This is a genomic window from Oceanobacillus senegalensis (assembly GCF_900176885.1).
Classification (GTDB): domain Bacteria; phylum Bacillota; class Bacilli; order Bacillales; family Amphibacillaceae; genus Oceanobacillus; species Oceanobacillus senegalensis.
Window position 1 is genome coordinate 2,223,321 of the sequence record NZ_LT839648.1, and the last position, 18,013, is coordinate 2,241,333.

Sequence of the window (18,013 nt, forward strand, 5' to 3'; positions counted from 1 at the left end):
ATAAATAATAGCATGCGTAATAGGAATTCCTTCTGCATGCTATTATTTATGTCATCTTTTTTATAACATCCAAGAAGGATTGATTCTTCAAATTCGCAAATACACCATAAAGTGAACCTCAATCAGTGGGGGTTTTCTTTCATCCCCCACTGATTGTTAAATTCGGGCTTTTAGGGGCAGTTTATACCACAAGGGTATGACACAAGGCCTTCCCCCACCTAAAATGATTCATGTTTCCTCCATTTTTGAGATGGGGGTATTACTGCCCCTTAACCTGCGATAAATTCCTAGAGCTAGTTAGCTAACTCTATTCTGTTTTCCCTGGAACTTCCACTAATAGCTGCTTTGAAAAGAAATACAAATACGTCCCTATTACCGGTTGCTTCCAGATTTGTTCAATAGCATGGCGGTACAAATTCATTTGTGTTTCATATCTTCTAATTAATTTATCCTTCAAACTGTCTGTAAGGTCTTCCGTGATTGCATCTGTCTTATAATCTAAAATAACCCAACCATTTTCTCGTGGGATTAGGCAGTCAATGACACCTTGGACAAGCACACGCTCTTCGTCACCTGACCAAGTTGCATATACCTCACTAGCTGAAACGGTTAAGCTAAATGGTACCTCGCGACGAATTATGGATGATTCTTTTATCATTTCAGAAGCGACGTCTGTTTCATAAAATTGCTCAATTGCTGGAATATCAATAACTTGCTGTTCTTGCCTTGTTAAAATTTCTTTCTCTACAAGCTTTTCCAGCTCCTCCTCAATTTCGAATGAACTCAACTTCTTCGCAAGCGGTAAGTGTTGCATGACGGTGTGCATGGCAGTACCTTTTTCAGCAGCGGTTATAATTTTTTCTTTTTGCATAAATTTCGGACGCTTAATAATCGGCGCACGAAAATCTTTAACAAGTTGATCTGCACTATACTCATCCTTGATTTCACGTTGTCGCTTAATTTCTGTAACCGATTGTTTAGCTCGAGAGGTTACTGCCTGTTGATACGGATATTGGTAGAATAGTTTTTCATTCACTTCTCTTTCTAGTTCTTCATCCTCTATATTAATAGGAGCCCATTTCATTAATTTTTCTTTTAATTGTGCTTCTGTTTTATTTGATGGTTCCTCGAGATTCGTGTAATCACTAGCATGCACAACGGAAATATCCCATTCTGAAGGGTCAATCTGTATTTCCTTTAAAACCGCATCCTTTAATTCTTTAGAACGTAATATAGTACTGCCATGGTGACGCATCAATGCTGGACCGACCCAATCGAGATAGGAGTTTGCATCAGAACGAAAATATGCAGGTAGAATCCACTCCGAGTGATCAACCATCTTCTGCCACTTTTCCAATTTTTTCTTGATGGAATCTACATTACCAACCATCACTAACTTTTCTTTCGGCCTTGTTAAGGCTACGTATAGAACACGCATTTCCTCCGCTAGCAATTCCCGCTTTGTCTCTACGTATAGTGCATGGAAAAACAATGTAGGGTATGTAATTCGTTTAATAGGATCAATATATTTGCTCGCAAAACCTAAATCCTTATGAGCTAAATACTTGCCCTTAAGATCCTGCATATTAAATTGTTTATCCATCGCCCCCATAATGACTACAGGAAATTCCAGTCCCTTACTTTTATGGATGGTCATAATCCGAACCACATCTTCTTGTTCACTTAATGCCCGCGCTGCACCTAAATCATCACCACGTTCTTCCATCCGTTCGATAAAGCGTAAAAATCGAAATAGTCCTCGGAATGATGTAGATTCATATCCCCTCGCACGGTCGTATAGTGCGCGTAAATTCGCTTGACGTTGCCTGCCCCCTGGTATTCCTCCAACAAAATCATAATATCCTGTTTCTTGATAAATATCCCAAATCAATTCGGATAATGCACCTTGTCTAGAAGCCAAACGGAATTGATTTAATTGCTGTAAAAATTCAGCTATTTTTTCTGCCGTTTCATTGGATTCCTGTTCCTTATATTTCTTTAGTGCCTCATAATACGAATTGTATTTATCAGCCAACCGAACCTTAGCTAATTCATCTTCAGTTAATCCGACAATTGGGGATTTTAATACCGATGCCAGCGGAATATCCTGTCTCGGATTATCAATTGTTTTAAGTAGGCTTATCATAATCTTGACTTCGATGGCCTCAAAATATCCAGTTGAAAGCTCAGCATATACTGGGATCCCTTGATTTTTTAATTCATCCGCAATCGTTGGTGCCCATGTCATAGAACGTAGTAAAATAACGATATCACGATATTGAATATCGCGCTGCATCCCCGTCCCTTTATCAAACACCTGTAATGGACTTTGACCATCTTCTTTACCAATCCAACCATTTATTTTCTCGGCATATGCTCTCGCTTCAACCTGAGCTTTTTCAAGGTCCTGGAAATCTTCTGCATCCTCTGTATCATTTTCCTTTGCTTCCTCTTTATCACGATCAATAATTAAAAGCTCTGGATTTGGTTCAGGAAACTCCAATTCATCATACATTTTATTTCCATAGATTAATTCAGCCTTATCATCATAATCAATTTCACCTAATGCTTCGTCTAGGATTTGTCTGAATATATAATTGGCACCGATTAAAACATGTTCACGACTTCTAAAATTCCTTGCTAAGTCAATCCGTTTACCAGTCACACCTTCATTGGCAAACTGTTTATATTTTTGAATAAACAAAGACGGCTCAGCATGTCGGAAGCGATAAATACTTTGCTTTACGTCCCCAACCATAAACCTATTTCCAGGACCCTCTTGATCACTAATTAAGGATAATATCGTTTCCTGAACAAGGTTGGTATCCTGATACTCATCGACAAGTACTTCACTAAACTGATTTTGAAATTCTATCGCGACCTTGGATGGAATTAAATTCGTTTGCGTCGATCCCTCTTCTATTAATAACTGTAAACAGTAGTGCTCAATATCTGAAAAGTCAACCAGACCTCTCTCTCGTTTTTGTTCCTTGAATCGTATATCAAATTGTTTCACCAATTTTGTTAAATGTTTAATAATGGGTGCCATCTCTTTCATATCTTCCATATGGCTTGAAAGGTCCCTACTAAACCACTTATTCTTTAGGGTGTCATTCCATTTCTTTTTATAGCCTTCTCTTAATTTCTTAAACTGCTTAATTTTCGTATCGTCAATTATTTCCCCTTTACCTTTTCTTCCAGAAAGCTTTTGAAACGTGTTATCTTCATCTATCATAAATGCTTGTAAGGATTCCCATGTTTGAAAATGAGCCTTGGCATTTTGTAATAATAATTGATCTGCTTCAATGGTTTTTGCATAATAGTGTGGACCGTCACTCTCCCTTGTTAAATCTAAGGCAAGCTGCATTTCTTGCTCCATAGCTGAAAATTGTTCCATAACTTCTCGCTTTAGGAGATCTAACCATGCTAGGTCCTCTTCCTCCCAGTCCTCTGGAACATCATAAGTCTCACCCAATCTATCCAACCATAGTTCAGGCCAAGGATTTTTAACCGAAAAATCGTATAGGTCATAAATGACTTTTTCCACTTCAACATCACTACGATCACTGGAAAACCGGTCTACCACTGCATAGAATTTATCTCTTTCTTCTCCCTCATGGCCATACCATTCCTCAAATAAATCATCCATTACTTCCTGTTTAATGATGTCTGCTTCCATATCATCAGCGATTCGAAATCCTGGATCAATATCGAGCAAATAATAGTACTTTCTAACAACATCTAAACAGAATGAATGCAACGTGGATATAGATGCTTTCTGTAATAAGGAAATCTGCTTTTTCAGATGAAGGGATGTTGGATTTTGCTCTAACGCCTCTTCTAATGCCACCCCTACTCTATTTCGCATTTCCTGTGCAGCAGCATTTGTAAATGTAACAACAAGTAAGGAGTCAATGTCTACTGGTTGGTCTTTCTTCAACAGCTTTTGGATAATCCGTTCAACAAGGACTGCCGTTTTCCCTGACCCTGCAGCTGCAGCAACAAGGATATCACTACCATCCGTATATATTGCCTCTTCCTGTTCTTTTGTCCAACTAACCATCCAATTGCCCCTCCTCACTTATTTTTTCTAGTATTTCATCGTCTTTCATATCTTTTAATTTATGGTAATCATTTTCTTCCAAAGTAGGATCAAATTGACAAACGGAAAGAAATGGACAATATGTACATGCAACTTGGTTTTTACTTTGAAATGGATTCAGATGCACTCTACCTGATGTGATATCTAACCCTGCTTTTTCCATTAAATAATGGATGTGGCCTTGTAGTTTAGTAAATGTTTCCCGCTCTGCCACCTTAGATTCTTTTTTACTGAATCCACCGTTCTTTTTAATTGCTGCTGGGATTATATCACTGCGTTTTAGACCTGATGCATCCTCCATGGAAACATCCATCATTTGGACTATCTCTTCATCAGACAGTAAAAGTCCTTTCATCTTAAATTTCTTAAAGAGCTCTGTATCAATTTGATTAGAATCCAAATTATTATCTCTAGTAATCATTGGGTTATGCACATGAAAATAAAGTACTCCTGCAGGTGTTGCTTTTTGCTGTAGCCATGCTTCGGAATGGGTTAAAACAACGTCCAGATATGCAAGCATTTGCAGTGCAAGTCCATAATATACATCCACTAGATTTAACCCTTTGTCACTCGATTTATAATCAATAATTCGTAAATAAAGCTCATCCGTACTTATTGCCTTATCCACACGGTCAATTCTTCCCCGAAGTAGTAGCTTATAACCATTTGGAAGTTTCATCGAAAGTGGTGGAAGCTTTTCCCCCACACCAAACCCTAATTCTAGCCCTACTGGTGAAAAATGACTCATTCTTGCTTGCTCACTTAAAATAAATGTTGCTCTTGCAATAACCTCTTGTAACTTTTGACTAATATACTGATGTCGATTTGTACTATGCAAAATTTGATGTTGTAATATTGGTGCTAAGTTTCCTACTGCTTTACTCGCATAGGAATTTGCATCCTTCTGAGTGATTGCCGAAAAATCTCTACCTTCCTTTTGTATCCATTCTGTAATAATTTTAAGTGCTTCATGGAAAAGCATGCCAATATCCGGTGCATCTAATTTGTAAGTTTTACGCTCATCTAATCCTAAGCTATATTTGGCAAAATGCTGGTAAGAGCATCTGTAATAGGATTCTAGCCTACTCACACTAGCCTTAATTTCCTTTGGATAAAGCTCTTTTACTGTATTCTCTTCTAAATCAACTGGATTATTTTGATAATACAAGCTTTGTAGAACTTTATAGGTTGTACTATTTTTTGGTTCATTTTTTATATACCAATTTAATACTTGCCACCAAACTGGCTGAATTGGATATCCCTTTTGTGTACGTGAAAGCTGTACAGTAAGAGCAGATTTTGTTTTAACAGGCGTAGTAATAAATCGCTCCGCTTCATATAATTCATCCGGATCCTGTAAAAGTAGACGTTTCGAATTTGATGGAAATAAGTCCTCCATCCGCTTTATGAGCTGTGATGGAAGTTTTGCCTTTCCTTCTTCATCACTTAACGGATAACTTACCCATAACCGGTCCTTTGCAGCGGTAAATGCTAGGTACATATAAAACCAATCATTAAGGAGCATACGCTTACTGCTATCTGCTAACTGAATCCCCTGAAAGGCTAGTCTTTCACGTTCTTCCTCATTAATCATCCCTTCAGCAGGTGGTTTCATTGGCCATACACCATCATTTACTCCTAGTAAAAAGGTACATTTGATACCACTTATACGTGAACGATCAATGGACCCTATTATGACATGATCAATACTTGGGGGAACATGTGAGAAGGTTAACGTTTCAAATCCAGCATCAAGAGCGGAACGGAAGGTTGTGAGGGACATTTCCTCTTCCCCAGCCATTTCAACAATCTCATCTAATAACTGGATAACAGCGTTCCAAACTTGATCTTGCTCTCTTCCTTTTTCCAATTGACCTTGCTCATCATAATACATACGCATCTTTTCCAAACGATTTGGAACCTGAAGTTTTTCAAGTAGTAAATATACTATTTCAGATAACTCTTTAACTGTTTTCGCACTGCGAATACCCTCATCAAATGATTGTAATACTTGTACTACTTGAGAACGGTAACGATTTATCCGCTTCTGGGTTTCCATTTCGCGGTTAGTCTGTGCAGCTTGATCAAAACCACGAAAACGTTGAAACTTCCATTCCTTCTCACTAAACCAACGCTCCCTAGATCGGATACCATATTCGAGGACATAATTTTCTAGTTCATCGATAGCATCATTGGAGAGTGGATACTCCTCATCTGAAGGACGTATAAATCCTGTTTTTAACACACGGAATACCGCCTCATATCGCCAATTTCCTTCAACAATATCTAAACATGAGCGAATCAATTCAATTAGCGGATGATTAAGCATTGTCCGTTTCTCATCAATAAAAACAGGAATACCGTGATCATCAAAAATGGTATGAATCAAATCCTGATACATTTCAGTTTGTCTGACAAATACAGCAATATCCTGGAAACGATACTTTTCTTCACGTACAAGCCTAAGAATTTCCTGTGCCGCTCCTTCTACTTCCGCTCTGGGATGAACCGCCTCTGCTAATTGAAGATGGGCTTCTCCGTTATAAGCAGGTGCTGGTCTCGTATCAAAATGCTGTTCTAAATGGGCAAAGTATGGTCGGTTACGAAATTTTCCATTCTCTGGTTCCATTATTATTGTTTCATCGGTAGTAATTTGATTTTCAACTGCTATTTGTTGTAAGACATGATAGGTTTCTGTTGTTTGATAAAAAAGATCTAGTTCATTTACTTCCCTAACCGGATCGTCCAATGTTAGTGTGACGGTAACCGTTTTAGATAGTCGCATTAATTCTGCGACTACCTCTAGCTCCTGTGGTGTAAAGCTGTGAAAGCCATCCAGATAGATTTCAGCACCCTGTAAAAGCTTAGATTCCTTCATTTTTTCAGCAAGTAATTGGAGTTGATCTTCATTATCAATGTAGTGCCCCTGTAATGCTAGGACTAACCTGTCATAAATATAAAGTAAATCTTCTAATTTTTGAGTGAGTACTTCTTCCCCAGGTTCTTTATGTACAAACTGCTTCATATGTTCAATTTGTGCCTTTAGTACTTCCGGAGAAACTTGATATCGCTTAAATTCAGCAATCATTTCTTCTAATTGTTTCAGAAAACCTTGTTTTTCTAAAACCTTATTAAAGGTTTTCCAATCACCTTGTCTTTCTTCAATTATTTTACGCAGCATCATTTGAATCCCTACAGAACTAATAAATTGCTTTGTTGCACCACCAGTTTCTTGTAGGATGCGCCATGCTAGTCTAGAAAAACTGACAACTTGTGCTCTAATGCTACCCTGAATCTCTTGATCATTAAATAACGTATATTCTTGTTGGAACGTCATTTGATCTGGGACAATATAAAAAATAGATTTCCCTAAAGGGCTTTGTAGCTGCTTTTCTTTTATTTCATCTAAAACTCTTCCACTTTTCCCAGTCCCTGATCTTCCCAAAATAAAGCGGAGTCCCATGTTATATCCTCCATTCTTTTTATACTATGTCTAATTTAATCAGAGCCCCTATCTAAAAGATAGAAGCTCTATATAGGGGTTGTTACTGAAATATTGTAGAATTCCTTTATTGGTATCTATTCCTCAACATTAGATTTCTGTTCTCGCTCCACTTTTTTTTCAAATCGCTTTTCAATCAATTTACCAATCAACCAGAATAACCCAATGATGATAAGAACAATAATGGTTTTCAATGGATTCTCAGCGAATTCCATAATACTCGATCCAACATAAGATATGGAAAAAATCATCACCGACTTACCAAGGAGCACTGCTAAGATAAACTGTTGTATGCTTATTTTAGATAAACCTGCTACCACATTTATAATGGAAGATGGGGAAAACGGAAAAGCTAGAAGCAAGAACAATGGACCAAACCCATGCTTTTCTACCCAAGTAGTAACCGCACTGATTTGCTTGTTTTTTCGTATCTTTTCCACCCATTTTCTGGTTCTTAGTTGACGAATGATGATAAAAACGATAATTGCACCAACACTTGCCCCAATCCACGAAAGTAGAAATCCTTCTAATAATCCATAAGCAGCTGCATTCCCGATAACAAATACAATTAACGGTAAAAACGGCAGGAACGCTTCTATAAATGGGAGCAAAATGCCGGGAAGGGGCCCAAGTCCTTCATATTGGTCCAATAATTGAAGAATAAATTCCTCTACACCCTCTTTTTCGAGCATTACTTGCCAATTAGAAAAGTTTATATTCATGATATACATGTAAAAAATACTCCTCATTATGTACAAAATCTATTTTGTTCTATTAGTGTGTGTTCCATTAGTAGGTTAAAAAGAACCTGTCGGCTAAGATTTTTACCGGACTATTTGAACATCCTCTATTATTAACCATTTCATTCTTTCTAATATTTATTTTATCTCATGATGAGTGCCACTGTCTTTTCATTTTACTAAAAAATATTTATTAATGTTGTATTTTTAGCTTATTATATCATATAATAGAACAAATGTTCCTTTTAGGAGGTTTTTTATGCGTTATCTTCATGAGGATGAATTAAAAATTGCAACAAGGTTCCTTTTCCTTTCCATGGCAATGGTCGTCATAAAACAAGATATTGCCCATTTTCAAAACGGAAAATTTAAAATCAATGAACCGTATCTTGAACTTCTTGAAAAAATGGCTTCTTTGGCAAGAAATGAACGTAGAAGACTTCGGAAAGTAATGGAGGACAGAAAGATTCAGGTTGTTCGTCTAAATAAAAACGATTCCTTTTCCTCTTTTCTCTTTCTTTGTCAAGGAAGGGAAGAAAAGCGGAATTATTTTAATCCTGTCATACGAAAAGAAGTAGAAGAAATTATTAGAAATCTAATGAAAAAGGCTCTGCAACCATCTCAGGCTTCTGCTGCTGCAAAGACTTAAGCCTTTTATTCAACATATAACGAAATTGTGCTGTTCGTTGTACTTGATTAATTAATATTCCATACGAAACATCTAAATTCAGAGCCTTTCCACTTTTAAAAGTAATTTCTGTAAGATGGTTTGTTACCTTTCTCAGTTTACTTATGTGGGAATGAGCAATCCAAGAGCACTTTTTATTTTTAGGTGAACTTGTTGGAAAAAAATACATTCCACTAGAGGGGTCAACAGAAATAGGTGTTTTATGGGTAATGCCACATATATCCCTAGTCCCGTCCTGCCTCCCTTTGAGGCTTGATCCAAAATACTTACAGGCTTCATTGATGACTTGGTGTGGAGGTTTCTCGACAATATACTCTACATCTTCTTCTATCACTTTCGAAACAAGATTTTCATCTAAGTCGCGATATGAAAGTATTGCCAAAGTAAGTGGGTGTATCTCGTAATTCGGGGTATCAAAATAATCTACCATGTAATAACCTTCTTTCCATTTTAGAAAATGAAAAGAAAGTGGCTTACAGATAATTTACCAAAATTTGCATAAAAAGGAAAGTAAAAAGAGGAAATTATCAAAAATAATTATCATCAATCTTGTGAATCAGTACTTTCAGATTCCTCTTTTTCTACTTCTACATGTACCTTTTCTTTACCTATTTCCTGATTTTTAACTGAAAAATCAGGATTCAATATCGTGAATGTTTCCAATTCAGGGTTTTTATTTTTATCCATATCCATCATCTCCTCTTCCTTATTTTACCTAATGGGCATTCATTTCATACCAAAAAATCTTTAAAATATTGTTAGAGTGTGGAACAATTTCTTAGTAATGAATGAACAGTCACTCATACCACATAATATAAAGTGTTTCTTCCATTAATGGGAGGTATTCTTTCACTTCCCACTGAAACAAAGGATAAAGGCGCAACATTAACCCACAATGGGAAATCTGAATTTTTACAATTATCTTTAATTATATTATAAATGATTTTAATTTTCAACCGTAGGCGCTATCATCAAATGTTTCGTAATCTCATGAAAAAAACAGTCCACCTCATTGGTGAACTGTATCTTATGGGTTATGGTGAAATTGTCACGCCCAACTTCGACTTACAGGACATGCTAATACAAACGCCCTAGACAAATGATTTCAGTTGGACGAGTAACCTTCATCCTATGACGTGGTATTCTATGCCGGCAATGGCGCTTGCGCTTTTGTATTTAATAAAGTAAGCTTATAAAGTCTTCTTTTGAAATTTTACCTAAGTAATGTGGCACTTCTACATCTTTTAGAGCTTCTTCAATGGCATTCTTCTCATGTCTGACGCCTGCTAATTTTTCTTCTAATTCTTTTACATCACCGATACCGAAGAAGTCCCCGTATATCGCGCAGTTGTTTATTACCCCTTTTTGTACATCAAGACGAACATCCACTAAACCTGCAGGGAATTTATGCGATTCTTGAACATTATATGATGGTGATTTCCCGTAATTCCATTCCCATTTTTGATATCTATTTATAGATATCTCATGAATGTTTTGCCAGTCTTCCTCTGTCAATTCATATTCTGGAACATCCTTTACGTCATCTACTTCGAAAATACTTTTAAGAATAGCTTCTTTAAATTCCTGCATGGTGATTTTCTCATCAAGAAATTCTGAAATATTAGCAACACGACTGCGGATTGACTTGATTCCCTTGGACTCAATTTTTTCTTTTTTCACTTTTAATGCATTAGTAACCTCTTCAAGCTGAGAATCAAGCATTAATGTTCCATGACTAAACATTCTTCCTTTTGTTGAGAACATGGCATTACCCGAAATTTTACGTCCTTCTACAGCCATATCATTTCGCCCTTGAACTTCAGCAGGAACTCCTAGATCATTTAAAACTTTAACAATAGGTTTTAAGAACTTAGCAAAGTTTTGGAAGCTCTCTCCATCATCTTTGGTGATGAAGCTAAAGTTTAGGTTTTGTTCATCATGATAAACGGCTCCACCACCAGAAAGACGACGAACAACTTTGATTCCTTTTTCATCCACATAATCCGTATTAATTTCTTCTATAGTATTTTGATTTCTACCGATAATGATGGATGGTTTGTTTATGTAGAACAATAGAAATGTATCCGTTTCACCGAAGTTTTCTAAAATATATTCCTCAATAGCCAAATTGACCATTGGATCGGTAATTCCTTTATTATCAATAAATTTCATATCTTATGCCTCCCAAATTATGTTCATTATTTATGTTTAATCCAACTAATTATAACATTTATTTGCGTAACTTTTTATCATTAGGCTTCCCACACTACTCCTTCTTTGGCTAACAAAACCTGACCATCAAACTGTTCCTTAGCTTCTGCAATTAGTTGCTCTTGGTTCCCATATTGAGGTAAATGTGATAATACAAGGCTTTTTACGGAAGCTTGTGCAGCAATTTTACCGGCTTCCACACTATTCATATGCCCGGCCTTTGATCCATCTTGTCCTGCATAGTAATTACAATCTGTTATAAGCAAGTCTGCATCTTTTGAAAAAGCCTCCCACTCCTCTTTATAACTCGTATCTGCTGTATAAACAATAACAGATTCCCCATCTGTTATACGGAAACCATAACAAGAAACAGGATGACTAGTTTTTAAAAATGAAATAGAAAAAGGTCCAATAATTAATGATTCACTTGGGTCATAGGCTATTCCCTTTGTATAACTATGGGCCAGGGATTGAAATCCGTTTACATCTTCTTTATGCCCATAAATTGGCAAAACCGCATCATTTCCAGTTACATAATAATGAATCAGTTTAGCATATTGTAAAACACCGATGTCTGCCACATGATCATGATGGTAATGGGATACAATAACAGCATCCAATTCGGACACTTGTTTGTATTTTTGTAGTTTTGATAATGAACCGCTGCCAACGTCTATTAATAGTGAAAAATCCCCCTTCTCCAGTAAATAGGATGAAGTTGCTCCATCCGTTGCAGGGAAGCCACCCCAATAACCGATAATTGTTAATTTCAAATAAATCACACCTTTTTTTCAAAAATGTTATACAACAGTATTGACAACCAAGAAACTGTTGCATATAATTGTATTATAACAAGAACAAGGAGGAAACATTCATGATCAACGTAATCGAATTTTTTAGAAACTTACCTAAGAAAAAATGTAGACAATGTGGTGGAGAAATCTTCGAAAAGGCTGATTGTTACGGAAACATCTGCGACGAATGTGATCATCCAGCACGATAAGTGATTTGAAAAGATTTCAATTAACTTGTTATACAACAAAACTCCATTCATTTTGATATGCCATGAAAAATTTACTCTTCATTCTCTTATTATAATACAGCTGTAGAACAGTTGTATTTTTTTGTGTCCAAATCCCCTTAGTGTTATTACACATATCGCCCCAAATTACGGGCTTACGTTAAACTTTCGTACTCGATCCACCTTTATTATCTCATTAAAAAACCAACTCCAAACATAATAATGCTTAAAGTTGGTTCATACTTTGCTTAATTTAGGAATTCTATTACATCCGCTGCTGCTTGTTCTCCTTTCGCAATACAATCTGGGATTCCAGCTCCGTCATAGGAACTACCCACTAAATAAAGACCTGGTAGCAAATCACCCACACTTTGTCGGACTGAATTCACCAGCTCTAAATGACCTACATTGTACTGTGGGCGAGAGTCTCTCCATCTTGTCACAAGAGAAAATTCGGGTTTCCCTTTTATTTTCATGATTTTCTTCAAATCTTTCAAAACAATTTCTGTAATTTCCTCATCAGAATAGTCAACAATGGATTGATCGCTCGGTTTCCCTACATAACTGCGTAATAACACCTTCCCTTTCGGTGTCGTTGTTGGCCATTTTTTATTCGTCCAAGTACATGCTGTAATCCGATATTTGTCACTATTTCTTGATACTTGAAAACCAGTCCCATCAATATCATTTTTGATAGCAGACTTGTCAAAGGCTAATACAACATTTGCTGAGGAAACTGCAGGTATGTCATATAGTTTTTTCATGAAATCATATTGACTAAGCATACGTGGAACAGCGTCGTGCTGTGTTGCTATAATAACAGCGTCTGCCTTTTCCACCATTCCATTGCTTAAAAGTACATGATATCCCTGTTCTTTTTTCTCAATATGATCCACCGCTGTATTTACAGAAAAAATATTCTTATCCATTTCTTCTACAAGACGATGAACAAGTGTTTCTAATCCATTTTCAAAAGAGAAGAACATACTTGTCTTATTTTTCATCTTCTTTTTATTAGATTTTGGCATGGTTTTTTGAAGCCCTTTCATCAAACTGCCATATTTCTGTTCTAAATGATAAAAATTTGGATAAGTTGCCATGAGGCTCATATCATCAATATCACCTGAATGGATACCAGACAATAGTGGAGAGATTTGACTATCAACAATCTCATTTCCAAAACGATGACGCATAAATGCACCTAACGACTGATCTTCCAATGGTTTACTCTTTGGTAAAAATAAATCACGTAATGCACATAACTTTCCTTTTGATGAAATGAGTCCAGATGATAATAAAGGGCCCACTTCTTTTGGAATTCCCATAAAGGTTCCCTTTGGCAATTTATGTAGTTTATTATTGGCTAAAATATAAGATTGACCTGTTGCATTACGAATGACCTTTTCTTCCAGTCCTAGTTCGTTTACTAGATTTACAGCAGCTGGCTTTCTTACTAATAATGAGTCCGGTCCTTTTTCAATTGTATAACCATCTTTTTTAATTGATTGAATCTTTCCACCTAAGCGGTCACTTGCCTCAACGAGTTTAATACGATATGGTAGATGCTTTTCCTTCATTGTCTTTTGTAAATAGTAGGCAGCGGACAATCCGGTAATTCCGCCACCTACGATAACGATATTTCTTTTATTCATTACGCTTCACTCTTTGTTACATTTAATACAACTTCGGCAAGTGTATTAATAAATTGTGGATGTGAATTAGGCATTTCAGGACGATAATACGGAACGCCTAACTCATCACATACTACCTTACATTCATAATCATTATCGTATAATACCTCTAAATGATCCGCTACGAATCCTACAGGTGCATATACAAATGAACGGTAGCCGTCCTCATATAAATCACGTGTTAAATCTTGTACATCTGGTCCAAGCCACGGATCAGGTGTATTTCCTTCACTTTGCCAACCTAAAGCATAATTAGTAACCCCGGATTCCCTTGAGACCATGTCAGCTGTTTCTTTTAATTGGTTAGGATATGGATCTCCATTTTGTAAAATTTTCTCTGGTAGGCTATGTGCAGAAACAATAAGAACAGCTTTTTCTCGTTCCTCATCTGACATACCTTCATAAACTTCTTTAATTCCATCAGCCCAGAATTTAATAAATCCAGGTTCGTTATACCAGCTCTGAACAGGTTTAATGGAAACCCCCTGTTTTTCACCCTCACTTACAGCACGATCATTATATGATTTCACACTAAATGTAGAATAATGCGGAGCTAGAACAATTGACACTGCGTCTTTAATTCCATCCTTCGCCATTTCTTGTACAGTATCTTCAATAAAAGGATGGATATGTTTTAATCCGATATATGCTTTATACTCGTACTCATCCTGACTAGAGTTCAATGCTTCCTCTAATGCTTTAGTTTGTTCCTCCGTAATTTTTGCTAACGGTGATGTACCACCAATTGCTTTATATCGATCTTTTAAATCCTGAAGTGCTTCTGGCTCAGGCTTTCTACCATGACGAATATGGGTATAATAAGGTTCAATATCCTCTTCTTTATATGGTGTACCATATGCCATTACTAATAATCCTAATTTCTTTTTACTCACTTTTTCATGCACCTCTTTGTAAAATATCTATCTGTTTGTATATTCATGAATAAAATTAGTTAATTCTTTTAATGTTGCTGGTTGCACTTCCGGTGTAACTCCATGACCAAGATTGAAGACATATTTCCCTCGTTCCATGCCCTCATCTAAAATGGCTTTGACACGATTTTCTATTGTTTCCCAGTTCGTTAATAAAATAGATGGATCAAGATTTCCTTGTACTACCTTTGTTACACCCATTTCATGTGCTTCCTTAATAGAGGTTCTCCAGTCAAGACCAATAACATCAACTGGTAAATCATTCCATTCAAGCAGTAGATGTCTTGCACCGACACCGAAAATAATTAATGGAACCTGTAAATGACGGAGTTCAGAAAATATTCTTGTCATGACAGGCTTAATAAATACACGATAATCCGGAGCATCCAGAGCGCCTACCCATGAATCAAATATTTGAATAGCTCTAGCGCCTGCCTCAACCTGAGCCTCTACATAGGTAATAATCATATCTGCTAACTTATCCATTAAAAGAAACCAAGTTTCAGGTTCACGATACATTAATGCTTTGGTTTTACCGTAATTTTTAGATGGCCCACCCTCAATCATGTAGCTAGCAAGTGTGAATGGCGCACCACTAAAACCAATTAACGGAACTTCAAGTTGTTCTTCCGTTAAAAGACGAATCGTATCCAACACGTAAGGAACATCTGCTTTAGGGTTGATTTCTCCTAAGTTTTCCACATCTTGAAAGTTTCTAATTGGATTATGAATGACTGGACCAATACCAGATTTAATTTCCACATCAATTCCAAGTGCAGGTAGTGGACTCATAATATCCTTATATAAAATAGCCGCATCTGTACCATAATTTTCAACCGGCAGCCTTGTAACATAGGCACAAAGTTCCGGCTGATGTGTAATTTCAAATAAAGAATATTTTTCTTTAAGTTTACGGTATTCCGGCTGGGACCTTCCAGCTTGGCGCATAAACCACGCCGGAATATAATCTGTTTCTTCACCATTGTAGGCTCTAATAATTGTTTCATTCAGTTTTTTAGACATATTTTCCATCCTTTGGTTAGTAATACTATCACTACTATAAGGTTAACAAATTAAAAAGTGTAGTAATAATCAATTTTTGTCATGAAATTGACTAATTTCATGATATAAAAGCGATACCGGTAAACATCATACAAGCAATCGACTATTTTTCTAGTTTTCTGCTCTATCATGACAAAAATTCCCTCAACACTCTCCATATTGCCAGGGAAATAATGACTATCCTAACACTGGCTGACACCAATGAATCCAACGATACGATACCCGCCACATCATAATTGAAATGAACCATTCCCGCAACCGTTTGAATTACTAATTTAATTTATCGAATTCTGTACTTTATATTTTATATAGTAAAGACCCACTTTCTCTGCAGTTCTACTCTTTTTTATTTACCAATAAACTAGATTACAGTGATTATTATACGACATTTTTTGACAACAGAAAAGGAAAATAAATTTTATATAATAATTATTATAATTTGGTATAATTTAAGTATGCAAATTCATGTTTTTTTCATTACTACTCATTTCTTTTTAGATTTTAGGGTATTATAATAACAGGAAAGGTTTAGGGAGGTTGATTTGATGCATGCCCATATGACAAATGGAACACTAGACTTCCTGAAAAAGCTAACAGAATCTCATCCTCAGATGACATTCTACTTCATGACAGGTAGTGGTGGTGCGCTAGCCTATTACGAAGACAGGAATAAAAAAAGTATTTTTAGTTCCGGAAGATCATATGAAGTTCTTAAAGAGGCAGGAGACCTAATCCAAGAGGGCTATGTTATTATGAGCACCATTCCTATTACAGAAGAAAATCAAGCAGCCTATGAGGATCGAATAAAAAGTAATCTCCAACAGGTATTACCAGGTTCGAATGCATTTCGCTTTCTTCGTCCTACAAAAGGAAATAAATATGTTGTACTGATTCATTGGAATACTGTTTCCGCTTATGAAATATGGAAAAGGTCTGACAACTATGATAAAACCTTGCAAATTCTTGCAAGCAAGAAATCTGCATACCATGGAGATATTCCTTTTACCACCTCATATCATATGCATAAGGATGAAGCAGAAAAGTCAAGTTAACTAGAATAGTTTCCAGTTAACTTGACTTTCTTAATTTAAAACATATTCATCAAAGAATGCTTGAAACTCTTCTTCTGATCTTTGTCCAACAATCCGACCGACTTCTTCCCCATTTTCAAAGTGAACCAAAGTAGGTGTTGATTGTATTTGATAAGGTATACCTTCTTCGCCAAATTCTAATAGATTGTATTTCTTCATATCTATCCCATTCTCTTCCGCCAATGGTACGAGATATGGTGTCGTGTTTTGACAATAGACACATGTTGGACTATAGAAATACACGGTAACATCTTCCCCATTTTCTAATCGTTCGCTTAGTTCATCTGGCAAGATTTGATTTTTATAATTCGGATCATCCAATTGATCAATGGTAGCCTGTTCCAAATCAGTTGTTCCATATGGATTATCCGCACCTTTTAATGCCTGATTATTTTGATATTGTACAACAAAAAATAGCGCAATCACTAATACAGCAATAACTCCAACAATTGCGAGCATTTTCTTACCCATTATTGACTCCTCCTTTTTCCTTAGCTAGTTCCTTTAATAGAGCTAGATGCAATACAAATATTATTATAAATGCCATTAATGCCAAAAATGGTATGGTAATAAAACCAAAATAATTTACATAAACAACGTTACACGGTACTCCACCTGTACAGGAACCTCCTATCTCCTGAAGTGCAGGGACTTTCTGAATTAGATAATGGTAGGCCGAAACTAACATACCGATTCCGCTCAATATAATCCCAGGAAGTGCCATATTTATTTCTTTCTTTATGGCTGCTATACCATAAATAACTACAAGCGGATACATAAGGATACGCTGATACCAACATAGCTCACAAGGAAGATACCCCATAATTTCAGAATAGAACAAACTACCTGTCATTGCAACAAATGCCTGAATCCATATTAGCAGTAATAGGTTTTCAGCCCGTTTGGTTAATTTCACCACTACGTTATTTCCTCTCTATTGGAATTCTTTACCTCCATGTTATAACGTGTATTA

15 protein-coding genes are annotated in these 18,013 nt (G+C 36.3%); 3 read left to right on the forward strand and 12 right to left on the reverse strand.

Features of this window, described 5'->3' with window-relative positions; all coding sequences use genetic code 11:
- Nucleotides 1-307 precede the first annotated feature (307 nt).
- The 3 genes from addA to CAO17_RS10835 form a co-directional block, all read right to left on the reverse strand.
- Nucleotides 308-4,063: a helicase-exonuclease AddAB subunit AddA gene (gene addA, locus CAO17_RS10825; RefSeq protein ID WP_085992770.1), complete on the reverse strand. Its 3,756-nt coding sequence runs from the start codon at nucleotides 4,061-4,063 to the stop codon at nucleotides 308-310.
- Nucleotides 4,056-7,565 carry a helicase-exonuclease AddAB subunit AddB gene (gene addB / locus CAO17_RS10830; RefSeq protein WP_085992771.1) on the reverse strand — a complete coding sequence of 1,170 codons (3,510 nt, stop codon included), beginning with the start codon at nucleotides 7,563-7,565 and terminating at the stop codon, nucleotides 4,056-4,058. The genes addA and addB overlap by 8 nt, the downstream gene beginning before the upstream one ends.
- Nucleotides 7,566-7,681: 116 nt before the next feature.
- Entirely contained in the window at nucleotides 7,682-8,335 is a 654-nt protein-coding gene (locus CAO17_RS10835) for a TVP38/TMEM64 family protein (RefSeq protein ID WP_085992772.1), read from the reverse strand.
- A 268-nt stretch (nucleotides 8,336-8,603) separates the two neighbouring features.
- Here CAO17_RS10835 and CAO17_RS10840 point away from each other — a divergent pair, with 268 nt between their 5' ends.
- Complete coding sequence (locus CAO17_RS10840) at nucleotides 8,604-8,993, forward strand: YhjD family protein (RefSeq protein ID WP_085992773.1); 390 nt, start codon at nucleotides 8,604-8,606, stop codon at nucleotides 8,991-8,993.
- On the opposite strand, the gene CAO17_RS10845 is transcribed toward CAO17_RS10840, so the two are convergent.
- The 4 genes from CAO17_RS10845 to CAO17_RS10855 form a co-directional block, all read right to left on the reverse strand.
- Entirely contained in the window at nucleotides 8,932-9,462 is a 531-nt protein-coding gene (locus CAO17_RS10845) for a competence protein ComK (protein ID WP_085992774.1), read from the reverse strand. The genes CAO17_RS10840 and CAO17_RS10845 overlap by 62 nt on opposite strands.
- A gap of 113 nt (nucleotides 9,463-9,575) precedes the next feature.
- Complete coding sequence (locus CAO17_RS21055; protein WP_179151937.1) at nucleotides 9,576-9,719, reverse strand: hypothetical protein; 144 nt, start codon at nucleotides 9,717-9,719, stop codon at nucleotides 9,576-9,578.
- Nucleotides 9,720-10,208: 489 nt separating this feature from the next.
- Nucleotides 10,209-11,204 carry a lipoate--protein ligase gene (gene lplA / locus CAO17_RS10850; protein WP_085992775.1) on the reverse strand — a complete coding sequence of 332 codons (996 nt, stop codon included), beginning with the start codon at nucleotides 11,202-11,204 and terminating at the stop codon, nucleotides 10,209-10,211.
- Nucleotides 11,205-11,284: 80 nt separating this feature from the next.
- Nucleotides 11,285-12,016: an MBL fold metallo-hydrolase gene (locus CAO17_RS10855; protein WP_085992776.1), complete on the reverse strand. Its 732-nt coding sequence runs from the start codon at nucleotides 12,014-12,016 to the stop codon at nucleotides 11,285-11,287.
- A 101-nt stretch (nucleotides 12,017-12,117) separates the two neighbouring features.
- On the opposite strand from CAO17_RS10855, the gene yhfH reads away from it, so the two are divergent.
- Nucleotides 12,118-12,246 (forward strand): protein YhfH, encoded by a 129-nt coding sequence (gene yhfH, locus CAO17_RS10860; protein WP_085992777.1) that lies wholly within the window; start codon nucleotides 12,118-12,120, stop codon nucleotides 12,244-12,246.
- A gap of 266 nt (nucleotides 12,247-12,512) precedes the next feature.
- Here yhfH and hemY read toward each other — a convergent pair whose 3' ends face one another.
- Genes hemY through hemE form a run of 3 tightly spaced genes read right to left on the reverse strand, consistent with a single transcriptional unit; the run spans nucleotide 12,513 to nucleotide 15,910 of the window.
- The gene (gene hemY / locus CAO17_RS10865) at nucleotides 12,513-13,916 is read right to left on the reverse strand and encodes a protoporphyrinogen oxidase (RefSeq protein WP_085992778.1); all 1,404 of its coding nucleotides are present in this window, start codon (nucleotides 13,914-13,916) and stop codon (nucleotides 12,513-12,515) included.
- Complete coding sequence (hemH, locus tag CAO17_RS10870; protein ID WP_085992779.1) at nucleotides 13,916-14,848, reverse strand: ferrochelatase; 933 nt, start codon at nucleotides 14,846-14,848, stop codon at nucleotides 13,916-13,918. The genes hemY and hemH overlap by 1 nt, the downstream gene beginning before the upstream one ends.
- A 27-nt stretch (nucleotides 14,849-14,875) precedes the next feature.
- Entirely contained in the window at nucleotides 14,876-15,910 is a 1,035-nt protein-coding gene (gene hemE / locus CAO17_RS10875; RefSeq protein ID WP_085992780.1) for a uroporphyrinogen decarboxylase, read from the reverse strand.
- Nucleotides 15,911-16,494: 584 nt separating this feature from the next.
- On the opposite strand from hemE, the gene CAO17_RS10880 reads away from it, so the two are divergent.
- Nucleotides 16,495-17,001 carry an antibiotic biosynthesis monooxygenase family protein gene (locus CAO17_RS10880; RefSeq protein ID WP_085992781.1) on the forward strand — a complete coding sequence of 169 codons (507 nt, stop codon included), beginning with the start codon at nucleotides 16,495-16,497 and terminating at the stop codon, nucleotides 16,999-17,001.
- Nucleotides 17,002-17,031: 30 nt separating this feature from the next.
- On the opposite strand, the gene CAO17_RS10885 is transcribed toward CAO17_RS10880, so the two are convergent.
- Nucleotides 17,032-17,511, reverse strand: coding sequence for a thioredoxin family protein (locus CAO17_RS10885; protein ID WP_085992782.1), 480 nt, complete (start codon nucleotides 17,509-17,511; stop codon nucleotides 17,032-17,034).
- On the reverse strand, nucleotides 17,504-17,959 hold the full coding sequence (locus CAO17_RS10890) for a disulfide oxidoreductase (protein WP_085992783.1): 456 nt from the start codon (nucleotides 17,957-17,959) through the stop codon (nucleotides 17,504-17,506). The genes CAO17_RS10885 and CAO17_RS10890 overlap by 8 nt, the downstream gene beginning before the upstream one ends.
- Between the last annotated feature and the right edge of the window lie 54 nt (nucleotides 17,960-18,013).